This is a genomic window from Ideonella sp. (assembly GCF_041918995.1).
In the GTDB taxonomy this organism is placed as follows: domain Bacteria; phylum Pseudomonadota; class Gammaproteobacteria; order Burkholderiales; family Burkholderiaceae_C; genus Ideonella.
Map to the genome: position 1 here is coordinate 51,372 of NZ_JAYRUN010000018.1, position 16,771 is coordinate 68,142.

The 16,771-nt window shown below is 72.0% G+C and carries 14 protein-coding genes; 4 read left to right on the plus strand and 10 right to left on the minus strand.

Annotated features, from left to right (window positions below):
* Positions 1-17: 17 nt before the first annotated feature.
* Together ACE3UN_RS15865 and ACE3UN_RS15870 are read left to right on the plus strand one after the other, a co-directional pair.
* Positions 18-1,373, plus strand: coding sequence for a zinc-ribbon and DUF3426 domain-containing protein (locus ACE3UN_RS15865; RefSeq protein WP_374675947.1), 1,356 nt, complete (start codon positions 18-20; stop codon positions 1,371-1,373).
* Positions 1,374-1,423: 50 nt separating this feature from the next.
* A complete protein-coding gene (locus ACE3UN_RS15870) occupies positions 1,424-2,332 on the plus strand; it encodes a carbohydrate kinase family protein (RefSeq protein WP_374675948.1) in 909 nt (302 codons plus the stop codon).
* Here ACE3UN_RS15870 and ACE3UN_RS15875 read toward each other — a convergent pair.
* The 9 genes from ACE3UN_RS15875 to ACE3UN_RS15915 form a co-directional block, all read right to left on the minus strand.
* A complete protein-coding gene (locus ACE3UN_RS15875) occupies positions 2,329-2,589 on the minus strand; it encodes a DUF167 domain-containing protein (protein WP_374675949.1) in 261 nt (86 codons plus the stop codon). The two genes, ACE3UN_RS15870 and ACE3UN_RS15875, sit on opposite strands and share 4 nt — an antisense overlap.
* Before the next feature lie 169 nt (positions 2,590-2,758).
* Positions 2,759-3,307: a hypothetical protein gene (locus tag ACE3UN_RS15880; protein WP_374675950.1), complete on the minus strand. Its 549-nt coding sequence runs from the start codon at positions 3,305-3,307 to the stop codon at positions 2,759-2,761.
* Positions 3,308-3,544: 237 nt separating this feature from the next.
* Positions 3,545-4,774, minus strand: a complete 1,230-nt coding sequence (locus tag ACE3UN_RS15885; protein ID WP_374675951.1) for a ribonucleotide-diphosphate reductase subunit beta — start codon at positions 4,772-4,774, stop codon at positions 3,545-3,547.
* A 179-nt stretch (positions 4,775-4,953) separates the two neighbouring features.
* Positions 4,954-7,893, minus strand: a complete 2,940-nt coding sequence (locus ACE3UN_RS15890) for a ribonucleoside-diphosphate reductase subunit alpha (protein WP_374675952.1) — start codon at positions 7,891-7,893, stop codon at positions 4,954-4,956.
* 249 nt (positions 7,894-8,142) lie between these two features.
* On the minus strand, positions 8,143-8,712 hold the full coding sequence (ampD, locus tag ACE3UN_RS15895; protein WP_374675953.1) for a 1,6-anhydro-N-acetylmuramyl-L-alanine amidase AmpD: 570 nt from the start codon (positions 8,710-8,712) through the stop codon (positions 8,143-8,145).
* Complete coding sequence (locus ACE3UN_RS15900) at positions 8,709-10,190, minus strand: sigma-54-dependent transcriptional regulator (protein ID WP_374675954.1); 1,482 nt, start codon at positions 10,188-10,190, stop codon at positions 8,709-8,711. Before ACE3UN_RS15900 ends, ampD begins: the two co-directional genes overlap by 4 nt.
* Before the next feature lie 48 nt (positions 10,191-10,238).
* Positions 10,239-12,104 (minus strand): PAS domain-containing sensor histidine kinase, encoded by a 1,866-nt coding sequence (locus ACE3UN_RS15905; protein ID WP_374675955.1) that lies wholly within the window; start codon positions 12,102-12,104, stop codon positions 10,239-10,241.
* Positions 12,105-12,112: 8 nt separating this feature from the next.
* On the minus strand, positions 12,113-12,343 hold the full coding sequence (locus ACE3UN_RS15910; protein ID WP_374675956.1) for a PP0621 family protein: 231 nt from the start codon (positions 12,341-12,343) through the stop codon (positions 12,113-12,115).
* Positions 12,344-12,356: 13 nt separating this feature from the next.
* Positions 12,357-13,166 carry an inner membrane protein YpjD gene (locus ACE3UN_RS15915; protein ID WP_374675957.1) on the minus strand — a complete coding sequence of 270 codons (810 nt, stop codon included), beginning with the start codon at positions 13,164-13,166 and terminating at the stop codon, positions 12,357-12,359.
* 73 nt (positions 13,167-13,239) lie between these two features.
* On the opposite strand from ACE3UN_RS15915, the gene ffh reads away from it, so the two are divergent.
* Positions 13,240-14,640 (plus strand): signal recognition particle protein, encoded by a 1,401-nt coding sequence (gene ffh / locus ACE3UN_RS15920; protein WP_374675958.1) that lies wholly within the window; start codon positions 13,240-13,242, stop codon positions 14,638-14,640.
* Between the two features lie 33 nt (positions 14,641-14,673).
* Positions 14,674-15,423 (plus strand): DUF2726 domain-containing protein, encoded by a 750-nt coding sequence (locus ACE3UN_RS15925; RefSeq protein ID WP_374675959.1) that lies wholly within the window; start codon positions 14,674-14,676, stop codon positions 15,421-15,423.
* Positions 15,424-15,438: 15 nt separating this feature from the next.
* Here the strand turns inward: ACE3UN_RS15925 and ftsY are convergent, their stop codons facing one another.
* Entirely contained in the window at positions 15,439-16,713 is a 1,275-nt protein-coding gene (ftsY, locus tag ACE3UN_RS15930) for a signal recognition particle-docking protein FtsY (RefSeq protein WP_374675960.1), read from the minus strand.
* Positions 16,714-16,771: the final 58 nt, after the last annotated feature.

Consider the following 16,771-nt stretch of genomic DNA (forward strand, 5'->3'; position numbering starts at 1 on the left):
ATGGCAACATCGCGCCAATGAGCCTGGCCACCCGCTGCCCCGCCTGCCACACGGTGTTCCGGGTGGTGCAGGACCAGCTCCGCGTGTCCGAGGGCTGGGTGCGGTGCGGCCAGTGCCAGGAGGTCTTCAACGCCCTGGAGAGCCTGTTCGACCTGGACACGGCCCCTGCGCCCGTCCCCGCGCCTGCCCCGGTTTCCCCCCCTTCGCCTCCTTCCCCTCCGCCCCCTGCGGCGGCCGAGCCGTCCGCGGTGGCGTCGCTCCCCCACGCGGCCCCACCGCCCGGCCCTCCCGAGATGCCGCCTGCCGGCGGGCACGCCGCCCCTCGCGCCGACGAGTCGGCCCCGGCGGTGCCCTGGACCGAGGACGACGACGCGCTGGCCGAGGCGCTGGCGCGCGAACTGGCCGCCTCGCCGGCCGACAACTGGGCGCCCGCCCCGCCGGCAGCCGCGCTGCGCGCGACCGACCCCGCGCCGTCCCCGGAGTGGCCGCAGGCCACCGACCCGGCGACCGACGCCGCCGCCATCGCGGCCGCTGACTTCGCCGCCCCGGCGGTGCCGCGGCCGGCAGCGCCGCTGGGCACCTCCCCCATGGCCAGCGAGCCGCCACCCCGCGCGGTGCTGGTGCGCCAGAGCGCCGACGCGGACGCCCCCGCCGGCGAGCCGGATGCGGCCGAGCCGACCCCGTCGCGCTTCATGGGCCCCATGCCGTCCTGGGCCGGGGACACGAGCGCCCTGCGGCGCGGCCGTGGCACGCGCCGCAGCCGCGGCAGCGACGCCTCGCCGCCGCCCGGCCCGGAGGACGACGCGCCCCAGGCGCCGCCGCCCCCACCGAAACGGCGCCGTGCCCGCGGGGCCAGCAGCACGCCGGCCTTCGTGCGTCAGGCCGAGCGCGACGCCGCCTGGCAGCGCCCCGCCGTGCGCGCCGGCCTGGGTGCGATGGCGCTGCTGCTGTCGGTGTCGCTTGCCGGCCAGGCCGCCTACCGCCACCGCGACACCCTGGCCGCCCGCGAGCCTGCGTGGGCGCCGGTGCTGGCGGCGGGATGCCAATGGCTGGGCTGCGAGCTGCGTGCCCCGCTGGCGCTGGATCCGCTGCGCCTGGAGGCCAGCGACCTGGTGCGCACCGAGCGCGACCAGGTGCTGCGACTCACCGCCGACCTGCACAACACGGCGGGCCATGCGGTGCGGCGGCCCGCCCTCGATGTGAGCTTCACCGATGCCTCCGGACGCCTGCTGGCGCGACGCGTCTTCCCGCCGGGCGAACTGGGCGCGACGCAGGAAGCCCTGGATGCCGGCGGCACCTGGCGCATCGACGCCCTGCTGGCCGTGGGCCCCCTGCCCATCGCCGGCTACACCGTCGAAGTCTTCTACCCCTGAACCCGCACGCACGCCGCCGGGGCGGCCCGTGCCCACTTGCACTTCACACCATGGCCTGTCTCGTCAGCGGCTCCCTCGCCTTCGACACCATCACCAACTTCCCGGGGCGCTTCGCGGACCAGATCCTCCCGGAGCAGGTGCACATCCTCAACGTGTCCTTCCTCGTGCCCACGCTGCGGCGCGAGTACGGCGGCTGCGCCGGCAACATCGCCTACACGCTGGCCGCGCTGGGCGGCGAGCCGGTGGTGCTGGCGGCCCTGGGCAACGACGGCGATGCCTACCTCGACCGGCTGCAGGCGCTGGGCGTGGACACCCGCCAGGTGCTGCAGGTGCAGGACACCTACACCGCGCAGGCGATGATCATCACCGACGCGGACAACAACCAGATCACCGCCTTCCACCCGGGCGCCATGCAGGAGGCACACCGCATCGGCCTGCCTGAGCGGGACGACATCCGGCTGGCGATCGTGGGACCCGACGGGCGCGACGCCATGCTGCGCCGCGCGTCCGACCTCGCCGCCGCGGGCATCCCCTTCGTGTTCGACCCGGGCCAGGGCCTGCCCATGTTCGACGGCGACACGCTGCGCGCGTTCATCGCGCAGGCCACGTGGGTCGCGGTGAACGACTACGAGGCCCGCATGCTGTGCGAGCGCACGGGGCTCACGCTGGACGAGCTCTCGCGTTCACACCTGCAGGGGGTGGTCGTCACGCTGGGGGCCGAGGGCTGCGAGGTGTGGGTGCAGGGCGAGCGCGTCCATGTGCCCGGCACGGCGGCCGAGGAGGTGGTGGACCCCACCGGCTGCGGCGACGCCTTCCGCGGCGCCCTGCTCTACGGGCTGGAGCGCGGCTGGCCGCTGGTGGACTGCGTGGTGCTCGGCAACCGTGTCGGCGCGCTGAAGATCGCCTGCCGCGGCGGGCAGAACCATCTCGTCGATCCCGCCGCGCTCGGCATCGCCTAGGCCGGCTGCCGCTGCAGCCAGGCCTGCACCTGCGCGGCAGGCACCGCGATCTCCACCTGCTTGTGACGCGAGGCGGCGCCCCGTCGCAGCTGCACGGCGCGCCGGGGCAGGCCGAGCTCTCCGGCCAGCCATTCCACCAGGGCCGCGTTGGCCTTGCCCTCCAGCGGCGGCGCGGCCAGGCGCACGCGCAGCGCCCCGTCGTGCCACCCGCTGCACTGCGTGCGCCGCGCATTGGGCTGCACGCTCAGCGTGAGCATGCAGCGCTCAGCACCCTCGGCGCGCAGGCCGGGCGACAGTGTGGAGGCGAGCGCCCCCGCAGAACCTGACACGGTGGCCATGCAGCCTGCTTCCGGCATGAAAAAGCCCGGCCGAGGCCGGGCGTTGCATGCACGCCGTGCCGGTCGCCCGGCACGCGCGTGATCAGCCTCAGGGCTTGTTGCCCGTCGGGAAGGGCCAGGCCGCGGCCGGGCTCAGCGCCGTCTTGGCAGCCGGTGCAGGGGCCGCCGCAGGGGCGGCCGCAGGCGCAGGCTTGGCAGCGGCCTTCTTGGCCGCCGGCTTCTTCGCAGCCGGCTTCTTGGCGGCCGGGGCCTTCTTGGCCGGAGCGGCCTTCTTGGCGGCGCTGGCCTTCTTGGCGGTCGGGGCGGCGCGCTTGGACACCGGCTTCGGCGACGCCGCGACCTTCTTGGCCGGCGCCTTCTTGGCCGGAGCGGCCTTCTTCGCGGGCGCCGCCTTCTTGGCCGGTGCCGCCTTCTTGGCCGGAGCGGCCTTCTTGGCCGGGGCGGCCTTCTTCGCGGGCGCCGCCTTCTTGGCCGGTGCCGCCTTCTTGGCCGGGGCAGCCTTCTTGGCCGGGGCGGCCTTCTTCGCGGGCGCCGCCTTCTTGGCCGGTGCCGCCTTCTTCGCCGGGGCGGCCTTCTTCGCCGCCGCCTTCTTCGCCGGGGCCGCCTTCTTGGCCGGGGCCTTCTTCGCAGTTGCCATATCAATCTCCTTGATCAAGTTGCGAAAAGCACCGCGCGCTCGAGATATCACGCGGTGATCCGTCGCCTCCGGCCGCTCCTGCGCGGGTCTGTCGACCGCTTCAGGCTGCCGTCGTCACGACGAACGGGGTCTGCGGATCACCGCCCTGCTTCTGACTCGTCAGGGCTGATGACCCGCGCTTGATCCAACGCGACCGGGCACTGCGGGCGCCGGCGCCATGTGGCGCCCAGGCAAACCTCAGTCCCAGCTCAGCGCGCCACCGGATTGGTACTCGATGACGCGCGTTTCGAAAAAGTTGCGCTCCTTCTTCAGGTCGATCATTTCGCTCATCCAGGGGAACGGGTTGTCCTCGTTCGGGAAGAGCGCCTCCAGGCCGATCTGCGTGGCACGCCGGTTCGCGATGTAGCGCAGGTAGCCCTTGAACATCGAGGCATTCAGGCCCAGCACGCCGCGCGGCATGGTGTCCTCGGCGTAGCGGTATTCCAGGTCGACGGCCTTGAGGAACAGGGCCTTGATCTCGGCCTTGAACTCGGGCGTCCACAGGTGCGGGTTCTCTAGCTTGATCTGGTTGATCAGGTCGATGCCGAAATTGCAGTGCATCGACTCGTCGCGCAGGATGTACTGGTACTGCTCGGCGGCACCGGTCATCTTGTTCTGCCGCCCCAGCGCGAGGATCTGCGTGAAGCCGACGTAGAAGAACAGCCCCTCCATGAGGCAGGCGAAGACGATCAGGCTCTTGAGCAGGGTCTGGTCGGCCTCGGGCGTGCCGGTCTTGAAGGCCGGGTCCATGATCGCGTCGATGAACGGGATCAGGAACTCGTCCTTGTCACGGATGGACTGGACCTCGTGGTAGGCGTTGAAGATCTCGCCTTCGTCGAGCCCCAGCGACTCGACGATGTACTGGTAGGCGTGGGTGTGGATCGCCTCTTCGAACGCCTGGCGCAGCAGGAACTGCCGGCACTCGGGCGCAGTGATGTGGCGGTAGGTGCCCAGCGTGATGTTGTTGGCCGCGAGCGAATCGGCGGTGACGAAGAAGCCGAGGTTGCGCTTGATGATGCGGCGCTCGTCCTCGCTCAGGCCGTTCGGGTCCTTCCACGTGGCGATGTCGCGAGACATGTTGATCTCTTGCGGCATCCAGTGGTTGGCACAGGTGGCGAGGTACTTCTCCCAGGCCCACTTGTACTTGAACGGCACCAGCTGATTCACATCGGTCTGGCCGTTGATGATGCGCTTGTCCGCCACGTTGACGCGGCGCGTGTCGCGCGGCACCACCGACGAGGCGGCATGCGCGGAGGACGGTGCAGCGGGAGCGGAAACAGCGGAGGCGGAACGCAGGGGTGACGAGGTCACCGCCGAGGCCAGGGCCGGCTGGATGCGGAGCTCGGTGGGCGCATCGCCAAGAGGCTCGGGCGTGTGGCGTGTCGCAGGAGTCGGCGGGTTACGAAGGTCGTCTTCCCAGACCAGCATGAGCGTGTTTCCTATGGGTCGCGATTATGGGAGTGTTGTGTTCAAACACCAAGCACTTCTTGACATCGACGCGGCGTCGTTGTTGCGGCCTGGCATCGAGTGCACAGCACCTCGGCACACGGACTGCACGCACGGCGCGTGCAGGCCTGTCGTGCAGTCAGTGGCAGGTCAGTGGCAGGTCATTGGCAGGCTTCGCAGGTGGGGTCGTCCACACCGCAGAACTTGATGTCCGTGGCGGGCTGCGCGGAGAGCATCGCCTGCGCCTGCGCGGCCACTGCATCGAGTGCCGACATCGACGCGCCGGTGACGCCGCCACCGAAGCCGCCGCCCGTGGGCACCGCGTTGAGCTGGCCCGCCGAGATGGTGGACTTCTCCGCGTGCGTGGCACCCATGGTGCGCAGGTAGTAGGTGGTCTTCAGGCCGCGCACCCAGGCGAGCTTGTAGGTCTCGTCCAGCTTCTTGCCCGACGCACCCGCGATGTAGATGTTGAGCGACTGCGCCTGGTCGATCCACTTCTGGCGGCGCGACGCGGCCTCCACCAGCCAGGTGGCATCCACCTCGAAGGCCGTGGCGTACAGCGCCTTCAGTTCCTCGGGCACGCGGTCGATGCGGCGCAGCGAGCCGTCGTAGTGCTTCAGGTCCATCACCATCACGCTGTCCCACAGGCCCAGCTTCTTCAGGTCACGCACCAGGTACTCGTTGACGACCGTGAACTCGCCGGACAGGTTGGACTTGACCGAGAGGTTGCCGAAGCACGGCTCGATGGACGCGTCCACGCCGATGATGTTGGAGATGGTCGCCGTGGGAGCGATGGCCACGCAGTTGCTGTTGCGCATGCCGTGCGCGGCGATGCGCTGGCGCAGTGCGGCCCAGTCCATGCTCGTGCTGCGATCCACCTCCACGTAGCCGCCGCGGTGCTCGGCCAGCAGGTCCAGCGAGTCGATGGGCAGGATGCCGCGGTCCCACAGCGAGCCACGGTAGCTCGAGTAGCGGCCACGCTCCTCGGCCAGCTCGGTGGACGCCCAGTAGGCGTAGTAGCACAGCGACTCCATCGAGCGGTCGGCGAACTCCACGGCCTCGGCGCTGGCGTAGGGCAGGCGCAGCTGGTACAGCGCATCCTGGAAGCCCATGACACCCAGGCCGACGGGGCGATGGCGCAGGTTGCTGTCGCGCGCCTTCTTCACCGCGTAGTAGTTGATGTCGATGACGTTGTCCAGCATGCGCATGGCGGTGGACACGGTGCGCTTGAGCTTGGCCTGGTCGATCACCTTGCGGCCATCGGCGCCGTCCGCCAGGTGCTGCGCGAGGTTCACCGACCCCAGGTTGCACACGGCGATCTCGTCGGGACCGGTGTTCAGCGTGATCTCGGTGCACAGGTTGCTGGAGTGCACCACGCCCACGTGCTGCTGCGGGCTGCGCACATTGCATGCGTCCTTGAAGGTGATCCACGGGTGGCCCGTCTCGAACAGCATCGAGAGCATCTTGCGCCACAGGTCCTTGGCGGGCATGCGCTTGAACAGCTTGATCTCGCCGCGGTCGGCCTTCTGCTCGTAGGCCACGTAGGCACGCTCGAACTCCGCCCCGGTCTTGTCGTGCAGGTCGGGGCAGTTGGACGGGCTGAACAGCGTCCAGTCGCCGCCTTCCATCACGCGCTTCATGAACAGGTCGGGGATCCAGTTGGCGGTGTTCATGTCGTGGGTGCGCCGGCGGTCATCCCCCGTGTTCTTGCGCAGCTCGAGGAACTCCTCGATGTCCAGGTGCCAGCTCTCGAGGTACGCGCACACCGCGCCCTTGCGCTTGCCGCCCTGGTTCACGGCCACCGCCGTGTCGTTCACCACCTTCAGGAACGGCACCACGCCCTGGCTCTTGCCGTTGGTGCCCTTGATGTACGAGCCCAGCGCGCGCACGTTGGTCCAGTCGTTGCCCAGGCCGCCCGCGAACTTGCTCAGCAGCGCGTTCTCCTTGAGCGCCTCGTAGATGCCCTCGAGGTCGTCGGACACCGTGGTCAGGTAGCACGACGACAGCTGGGAGCGGCGGGTGCCGGCATTGAACAGCGTGGGCGTGGACGACATGAAGTCGAAGCTCGACAGCACGTCGTAGAACTCGATGGCACGCGCCTCGCGGTCGATCTCGTTGAGCGCCAGGCCCATGGCCACGCGCATGAAGAACGCCTGCGGCATCTCGATGCGGCGCTCGTCCACGTGCAGGAAGTAGCGGTCGTACAGCGTCTGCAGGCCGAGATAGTCGAACTGCAGGTCGCGCTCGGCCTTGAGCGCGGCGCCCAGCCTGGCCAGGTCGTACTGCATCAGGCGGTCGTCCAGCAGCTCGGCGTCCACGCCCTTGCGGATGTAGCGCGGGAAGTACTCGGCGTAGCGGTCCTGCATCTCGGCCTGGGTGGTCTCCTGGCCGAGGATCTCCTTGCGGATGGTGTGCAGCAGCAGGCGCGCGGTGGCGCGGGTGTAGGCCGGGTCCTGCTCGATCAGGGTGCGGGCGGCCAGGATGGCGGCCTTGTACACCTCGTCGATGGGCACGCCGTCGTAGAGATTGCGGCGCGTCTCCGCGAGGATGGGCTCGGCCTTGACGTCGGCGCCCAGGCCGGCACAGGCCGACTCGATGAGCGACTGCAGGCGCGCCTCGTCCAGCGGCACGCGCACGCCGCCGTCCACCACGCACAGCGTCGCGGGGGTCACGGCCGGTGCGCTGGTGGCCTGGCGCGCGCGCTCCTGGGCGCGGCGCTCGCGGTACAGCACGTAGGCGCGCGCCACCTCATGGTGGCCGCTGCGCATCAGGCCCAGCTCCACCTGGTCCTGCACGTCCTCGATGTGGAAGGTGCCGCCGCCCGGGCGCGAGCGCAGCAGGGCGCGCACCACCGTCTCGGTGAGCGTGTCCACCGTCTCGCGCACGCTGGCCGACGCCGCGCCCTGGGTGCCATGCACCGCGAGGAAGGCCTTCATCAGCGCCACGGCGATCTTGTTCGGCTCGAAGGACACCACCGCGCCGTTGCGGCGGATGATCTGGTAGCCCTGCCAGGCGCTGGCGGCCAGGCCGTCGGGGAAATGGCTGGCGGACGGGCGCGCCGCGGGGGCGGCGTCGGAAATGCTCGGAGCAACGGCTTGCATGGGTTCCCCTCTTTCTGTTCGGTGTGGCGTCGGTGTTCGTGGCCCCCTGCGCCCGGCAGCCCGGGCGCAACGGCGCGGGGCAAAGCAGTGGCCGCACCTGCGTCAGGAGGGCAGGCGGATGGCGGCATCGGGGCTTGGGAAGGACACACTATATCTGGGGCCCGTGGCACCCACAAGCGCTACCTATAGCGTCCTTCGCCCGTGCGTTTCCCTCTTGACGAAGGCCGCCGAATGGTGTCGGGACGGGCGCTACAGGGGCGCGAAGCGCCCCGCGCGCCAGCCCAGGCGTTGCCGCAGGTGCAACCAGTCGAACCCCGGCCCGGGGTCGGCCTTGCGCCCGGGCGCCACATGCTCGTGGCCAGCCACGTCGAAGGCGCCGTGTCGCCGCTGCAGGGCGCGCAGCAGCCCGGCCAGCCGGTCGTACTGCGCCGGCTCGAAGCGCTCGCCTTCCAGTCCCTCCAGCTCGATGCCGATGGAGTAGTCGTTGCAGTTGTCCCGCCCCTTCCAGCGCGACGCGCCCGCATGCCAGGCGCGGTCGTCGCAGGAGACGAACTGCAGCAGCGCGCCGTCGCGCCGCAGGAAGAAGTGCGACGACACCTGCAGGCCCTTCAGGCCCGCGTAGTACGGGTGGGCGTCCGGATCCAGCCGGTTGGTGAACAGGCGCTCCACGCCGTCGCCGCCGTACTGGCCGGGCGGCAGGCTGATGGAATGCAGCAGCACCAGCGTCACCTCGGCCTGCGGCGGCCGAGGGCCGTGGTTGGGCGATGGCACCCGCCGCGCGGCGTGCCACCAGCCGCCCTGCCAGGCCGGGCGGCTCATCCGGCCGCCAGGTCGACGCCGTTGTCGCCGCCTTCGGTGATGCCCAGGCGGGCCATGCGGTACCGCATCTGGCGCAGGGACAGGCCCAGGCGCGCGCCCGCCGCGGTGCGGTTGAAGCCGTGTTCCTGCAGCGCCCGCACGAGGATGGCGCGCTCGATCTCGTCCAGGTGGCGCGCCAGGTCGGGCGGCAACGGCTCCGCGCCCGGCGGTGGCGCCGGGGCGGTCGCCGGCAGCGCACCGGGCGATTCGGTGGCACCGCCGGCCGTCGCCGCGTCGTGGCTGGCGTCCTCCAGCAGCGCCTCGGGCAGCCCGAGGTCGGCGACGTCGATCACGTCGCCGGGCGACAGCGCCACGGCGCGATGCAGCAGGTTCTCCAGCTCCCGCACATTGCCCGGAAAGGCATAGCGCGCCAGGCGGGCCTCGGCGGCCGCCGTCAGCCGCGGCGCCGGGGTGACGCCCGCATCGCGGGCGATGCGTTCCAGCAGCGCGGCTGCGATCTGCGGCACATCGCCCCGCCGCTCGCGCAGCGGTGGCATGGTGATGCGGATGACGTTGAGGCGGTAGAAGAGATCCTGGCGGAAGCGCCCGGCCGCCACCTCGGCCTCCAGGTCCTTGTGGGTGGCGCTGACGATGCGCACGTTCAGCGGCACCTCGGCCACCGCACCCACCGGCCGCACGGCGCGCTCCTGGATGACACGCAGCAGCTTGCTCTGCATCGCCAGCGGCAGGTCGCCGATTTCGTCCAGGAACAGCGTGCCCCCGTGGGCGGCCTGGAAGAAGCCCGCCCGGTCCTCCGCCGCGCCGGTGAAGGCGCCCTTGCGGTAGCCGAAGAACTCGGACTCCAGCAGGTTCTCGGGGATGGCGCCGCAGTTCACCGCCACGAAGGGCTGGCCGGCGCGCACGCTGACCTCGTGGATGGCGCGCGCGACCAGCTCCTTGCCGGTGCCGGACTCGCCGTGGACGAGCACCGGCGCCATGCTGCGCGCGACCTTCTCCACCAGCTCGCGCACCTGGCCCATGGCGTCCGACCCGCCGACCAGGCGTTGCAGCGGCGCGGGCGTGTCCAGCACGGCCGGGCGGGCGGTGGCCGTCGTGACCGGCACCCTCCCGAGCGCGCCGGCCACCACGGCCCGGAACTGCTTGAGGTCCACCGGCTTGGTGAGGTAGTCGAACGCGCCCGCCTTCAGCGCCTCGACCGCGTTCTCCGCCGAGCCGAAGGCGGTGATCACGATCACCTTTTCCGGCCGACGGGCCCGCTCCAGGCGGTGCAGCAGGTCCAGGCCCGAGCCATCGGGCAGGCGCATGTCGGTGATCACGAGGCGGAACACGCGTTGCTGCAGGCGCGCCCAGGCCTCGCCGACGCTGGCGGCGGTCTCCACCTCGTGGCCCTCGCGCAGCAGGGTCAGTTCGTACAGCGTCAGCAGGTCGGGCTCGTCGTCGACGACGAGCACCCCGCCGGCCGGATAGGCATCACTCATGGACCGTGTCCGTCCTCGTTCATGCGGCAGCGGGCCGGATCCGCACCGCTACAGGTGCAGCCGGCCTTCACCGGCCACCGCGTCGCGCCGCATCACCACCTGGAACAGGTTGGCATGGCGGTCGCCTTCGCGGCGCAGGTAGTCGATGCTGGCGCCATGGCGGCCGCACAGCTCGCGGCAAATATAGAGCCCCAGCCCGGTCCCCCGGCTGCGCGTGGAGTGGAAGGGCTCGAACAGGTGGGCCTCGACGTCGGACGGGATGGGGTCGCCATCGCTGGCCACGACCAGGCGCACGAAGGGCCCGTCCAGGGCCTCCAGCAGCACGACCACCGCGCCGGGCCGGTCGGTGCAGTGCCGCAGCGCGTTCTCCAGCAGGTTCACCAGCACCCGTCGCAGGTGGTCGGGGTCGAAGACGGCGCCCAGCGGCTCCTTGGGCAAGGACACGCGCAGCCGGCTGTCGCTGCCGAGCGCGAGCCCCACGGTGCGCGCCCATTCCGCACAGATGGCCGCCACCTCGGCCGTGGCATCCAGCGTGCGCGACGGCGTCATGCTGCCGGGCGCGGCCTCCATGACGTCGTTCACGATGCGCCGCAGCCGCTCGACGTTGTCGGCCACGATGCGCACCAGGCGCTGCTGGTCCGGCCGCAGCGCGTCCTCCTGCAGCAGCGCATTGGCCTGCGACACCGCGGCCAGCGGGTTGCGGATCTCGTGCGCGATGCCGGCCGAGATGCGGCCCATGGCCGCCAGCCGCTCCTCGCGCTGCCGGGCCAGCACGGCACGCAGCTCCTCCATGAAGAGCACGGCCAGCACCTCCTCGCCCCCCGTCCCGGCACCGCCTTCGTGCAGCGGGCCGAGGCGGGCACCGCGCGTGAACCGCGCGCGCACGCGCACCGACCGCGGCGTCTCGCCGGTGTAGGCCAGCGTGACGTCCAGCCCGGAGGCCGGCCACTGGCCGCTGTCGTAGGCCGTGGTGACCGCATCGAGCAGCTGGCCCCAGCCCGGCTGGCTGCCCAGGGCGAAGGGCGCCGGCGGACACGCGCCCGTGTCGGACAGCAGGGCGCGCGCGGCCGGGTTGGCGGCGCGCACCCGGCCACGCCGGTCCACGACCAGCACGCCGTCGCTCATCTCGTCGATCACCAGCCGGTTCAGTTCGGCCTGCTGGCGCGCGAGCTCCAGGCTGCCCCGGGCGGTGCGCTCCTCGCGCGCCAGACGGGCCGACATCTGCCCGGCCACCAGCACGGCGGCGAACAGGCCGATGCCCGCCAGGCCCGCCTGCGACAGCGGGCCGGCGAACGCACCGGCCTCCATGCCGCGCCAGACGGCCGAGCCGAGCAGCAGCAGGCTGGCGGCGGCCGCGGTGGCCAGCGCGGTGCCACGGCGCGACAGCACGCCGGCCATGAGCACGGGCAGCACCAGCAGGGCGGCATGGTTGAGCGTGGCCTGCGGCGCCAGCCAGTGCATGGCCCCGAAGGAGGCCATGTCGACCCCGACCGTGGACCACCACCGCCAGCGCGCCGCGCCCACGGTGCGCGGGCCGGGCCGGCGCGGCGCGACCACGCGCAGCGTGACGGCCTGCAGCGCATAGGCTGCGCACAGGGCCAGCACCATGCTGAAGCCGCGGCCGCCTACCCATTCCACGCCCAGCTGGGCCAGCAGCAGCGCCACGCCCAAGGCGGCCCGCGCGGTGAGGTAGGTGCGCTCGATCCGGCGCGGGGCGCTGTCGTTGGCGGCCACCAGGCGGCGTGCCTGTCGAGACAGGAAGTTCGTGTCCTCGGGAACGCCGCTGGACGCCTCCCAGGCCGGGTCCAGCGTGGACACGTCGTCCAGCACCGAGCTCTCGCCGAAGCCCAACGCGCCGAACCAGGAGGCCCGGCCGGTCGAGGGCGGGCGGGTGGCATGCGGCCGCGGGGCCATGGCCGGTGTCAGCGCGCCGGGCCGAGGCGACGATGCTCGGCGCAGCAGTAGTGCCGGCCACCCTCGCCTTCGACCGACTCGGCCGCCGGCAGGTGCGTGCCGCACTGGGCGCAGGCCACCATGGACTGCGGGCCGGCGGGCTCGGCGCGCCGCTCGGCCACCGGCCTCGGCCGGCCCTTGCCGAACCACCACAGCGCGACGATCACGACCAGGGCGATCAGCAGCAGGAGCTTGGCCATGTGCGCCCGCGCCTCAGCCCGGCTGGCGGTGCAGCACCACCTCGTACACGAAGCGGGTGCCCACATAGGCCAGCAGCAGCAGCAGCGTGCCCACGTACAGCCAGCGGGTGGCCTGCCGGCCGCGCCAGCCGCGCCACAGGCGGCCGGCGATCAGCGCCGCGAAGGTGCCCCAGCCCAGCAGCGACAGCACGGCCTTGCGGTCCCAGCTCCAGCCGCCTTCCGACTGCATGCCGAGCAGCAGGGCGAGCGTGAGCACCACGAAGCCGGCCTCGACGAAACGGAAGGTCAGTCGCTCCAGCTTGAGCAGTGGCAGCCCTGCGCCGATGGTGCCCGAACCGATGCCCGGGCCGCGCTGGCGCAGCCGTGCATCGGCGGTGTCCAGCAGCACCGCATGCAGCACCGCCGCACCGAACAGGCCGTAGGACGTGAGGCCCAGCACCCAGTGCAGCGGCGCCCAGCGCGAATGCGCCACGGCGCGCACCTCGCCCGGGAAGGACCAGGCCAGGGCGATGGCCAGCAGGCCGGCCAGGGCCAGCGCACGCCGCGGGCCCGACAGCGGCAGGAAACGGCTTTCCAGGCCGTGCACGGCCAGGACGATCCACACGGTGAACGACAGCACGGGCGCGAAGCCCAGGCGCAAGCCCTGGCCTTCCACGCCCCAGGCGCCCACGCCGGTGAGCAGCACCAGCGCGTGCAGCACCCACGCGGTGAACAGCGCCTGGATGGGCCAGCGCCGCTCGGGCGCGGCGGGCCACAGCGCCGCCCCATAGGCCAGCATGGCCGCCGCGGCCACGGGCGCCACGGGGTCAGCGGATAAACTCATGCCGACAGTGTACCGGCGCGCCGCCGGGCCATTCCGCCCCACTTCTGGCCCGCCTCCCGGCCGCGCATACCCCATGGCATCCACCCTCACCGACCGCCTGTCGCGCCTGGTCAAGACCATGCGCGGCCAGGCCCGCATCACCGAATCCAACGTGCAGGACATGCTGCGCGAGGTGCGCATGGCCCTGCTCGAGGCCGACGTGGCGCTGCCCGTCGTGCGCGACTTCATCGCCCGGGTGAAGGACAAGGCGCTGGGCCAGGAGGTGGTCGGCTCGCTGAACCCCGGCCAGGTGCTGGTGTCCATCGTGCACAAGGAACTCGCCGCCACCATGGGCGAGGGCGTGGCCGACATCAACCTGGCCACCCAGCCACCGGCGGTCATCCTGATGGCCGGCCTGCAGGGCGCGGGCAAGACGACGACCACGGCCAAGCTGGCCAAGCACCTGATCGAGAAACGCCGCAAGAAGGTGCTCACCGTGTCCGCCGACGTGTACCGGCCGGCCGCCATCGAGCAGCTCAAGACGGTGACCCGGCAGGCGGGCGCCGAGTGGTTCGCGTCGTCGCCGGACCAGCAGCCGCGCGACATCGCGCTGGCCGCGCTGGACTACGCGCGCAAGCACTACGTCGACGTGCTGCTGGTGGACACCGCCGGCCGCCTGGCCATCGACGAGGCGCTGATGGCGGAGATCCGCGACCTGCACGCGGCCATCCACCCCGTGGAGACGCTGTTCGTGGTGGACGCCATGCAGGGCCAGGACGCGATCAACACGGCGCGCGCCTTCAAGGAGGCGCTGCCCCTGACGGGCATCGTGCTCACCAAGCTCGATGGCGATTCGCGCGGCGGCGCGGCGATGTCCGTGCGGCAGATCACCGGCGCGCCGATCAAGTTCGCCGGCGTGTCCGAGAAGATCGACGGGCTGGAGGTCTTCGACGCCGAGCGCCACGCGGGCCGGGTGCTGGGCATGGGCGACATCGTGGCCCTGGTCGAGGAGGTGCAGAAGGGTGTCGACCTGGAGGCCGCCAAGAAGCTGGCCGACAAGGTGAAGTCGGGCGACGGCTTCGACCTGAACGACTTCCTCGCCCAGATCAGCCAGATGAAGAAGATGGGCGGCCTGGGCTCGCTCATGGACAAGCTGCCCACCCAACTGGCCGCCAAGGCCGGCCAGGCCGACATGGACCGCGCCGAGCGCGACATGCGCCGCATGGAAGGCGTGCTGAACGCCATGACGGCCAAGGAGCGGCGCCAGCCCGCCCTGCTGCTGGAAGGCAAGAGCAAGGCCAGCCGCAAGCGACGCATCGCGGCCGGCGCGGGCGTGCAGATCCAGGAGGTCAACCGGCTGCTCAACCAGTTCGAGCAGATGCAGGGCATGATGAAGAAGATGAAGGGCGGCGGCCTCATGAAGATGATGAAACGCATGGGCGGCATGAAGGGCATGGGCGGCCTCGGCGGCATGGGCGGCCCCGGCGGCCTCTGACACGCCTCCCGCCTTCACCCTGGACCCGTCACCATGAACGCATTGCCGTGGATCCTGCTGGGGCTGACCGTGGGGGTGGGTGCGCCTGCCCTGTGGTGGTGGCTGAGGCAGCGTGATGCCCAGGCCGCGGTCGCCTCCCGCGCCCGTGTGGCCGATGCCCGCGACACGGTGGCCGACTGGCCCCCGACGGCCACGCGGCTGCTGACCGCCCCCGAACGGCAGGCCCACCAGCTGCTCTCGGCCGCCCTGCCCGACCAGCTCGTGTTCGCCCAGGTGCCGCTGGCCCGCTTCCTGCGCGTGCCCACCCGCTATTCCTATGGCGACTGGCTCGCCCGCGTCGGCCAGCTCAGCGTCGACCTGCTCGTCTGCGACCGCAGCACGGCCGTGCTCGCGGCGGTGGAAATCCGTCCGGCGGAGACCAGCACGCGCAGCCTGGCGCGCCACAAGCGCATGGCCCGCGTGCTGGAGGCCGCCGGTGTGCGGGTCGTGGTGTGGCAGGAAGGGGCCATGCCGTCGGCCACCCAGGCCATCCGCGACGAGCTGCTGCCGCCCGAGCTGGCCCGCCTGCCCGTGGCGGCCCCGGCGCCGAGGCCGCCGGCCCCGGCACCGCTGGCGCCGGCCAGCCCGCTCACGCGCATTCCGGTGGGCCATGTGCAGGCGCCCGGCGAGGCGTCGGTGCCGCTGCCCGACCCGCCGCCCACCACGTGGTTCAGCGAGATCGACGCACCGCCCGCACCGTCTGCACCGTCTGCACCACCGCGTCCGCCCGCGGCGGGCCGCTGAGGCGCCCGGCGCGCCTCAGGCCACGCCCAGCAGCGCGCGGGCGAATTCCCGCGCCTCGAAGGTCTGCAGGTCCTCGAGCTTCTCGCCCACGCCGATGAAGTACACGGGGATGGGCCGCTCGCGGGCGATGGCCGCCAGCACGCCGCCCTTGGCCGTGCCGTCCAGCTTGGTCACGATCAGGCCGGTCAGCTGCAGCGCATCGTCGAAGGCCTTCACCTGCCCCAGGGCGTTCTGGCCGGTGTTGCCGTCCACCACCAGCAGCACCTCGTGCGGGGCCGTGGACTCCGCCTTGGTGATGGTGCGGCGAATCTTCTTCAGCTCTTCCATCAGGTGAAGCTGCGTGGGCAGGCGGCCCGCCGTGTCCGCGATCACCACGTCCACCCCACGCGCCTTGCCGGCCACCACCGCGTCGTAGGTCACGGCGGCCGGGTCACCGCCTTCCTGGCTGACGATCTGCACCCGGTTGCGGTCGGCCCACACCGCGAGCTGTTCGCGCGCCGCGGCGCGGAAGGTGTCGGCCGCCGCCAGCAGCACCTGCTGTTCCGCGTCCGCCAGGTGCCGGGTGAGCTTGCCGATGCTGGTGGTCTTGCCGGCGCCGTTCACGCCGACGACCATCATCACGGTGGGCTCGTGCCGCCCCACCTGCAGCGGACGCTGCAGCGGAGCAAGCAGGTCGGCGATCGCGTCCACCAGCAGCGCGCGCACCTGCTCGGGGCGGTCGGCCTTGTGTTCCTTCACGCGGCGCTTCAGGTCGGCCAGCAGGTGCTCGGTGGCCTTGACGCCGGCGTCTGCCATCAGCAGCGCCGATTCCAGCTCCTCGTAGAGGGTGTCGTCGATGCGGGTGCCGGTGAACACCTGGGCGATGCTCGACCCGGTGCGGGCCAGCCCCTGCTTGAGGCGACCGAACCAGCTGCCGCGCTCTGCCGGCTTGTCCACGGGCCGATCCATGGCGGCCACCACCGGGTGGTGGGCTGCCGCCGCGGGCGACGGGGCCGGCGAGCTCGCCGGGGTGGGGGCCGGCGGGCTCGACGGGCTGGGGGCCGGCGCGGGCGGCACCACCGGAATGGGCACCGGCGCCGCCGCCGGCGCGGGAGCCTGCACCCGCGCCGGTGCAGGCACGGGGGCAGGCACCGGCACCGGCACCGGCACGGGCTCGGCCGTGGGGGCGGGTGCCGGGTCAACGGGGGCCGCCGGCGGGGCCACGGTCGGCTCGGCGACCAGGTCACGCAGGTCACGCAGATCCGGGGCGGCGGGGGGCGGCGGAGACTTTTTCTTGAAGAAGCTGAACATCGTGTCGGGCGCCTGCCAACAGGTGGCACGGGGGGCTTGCAGTGTAGGCCCTGGATCG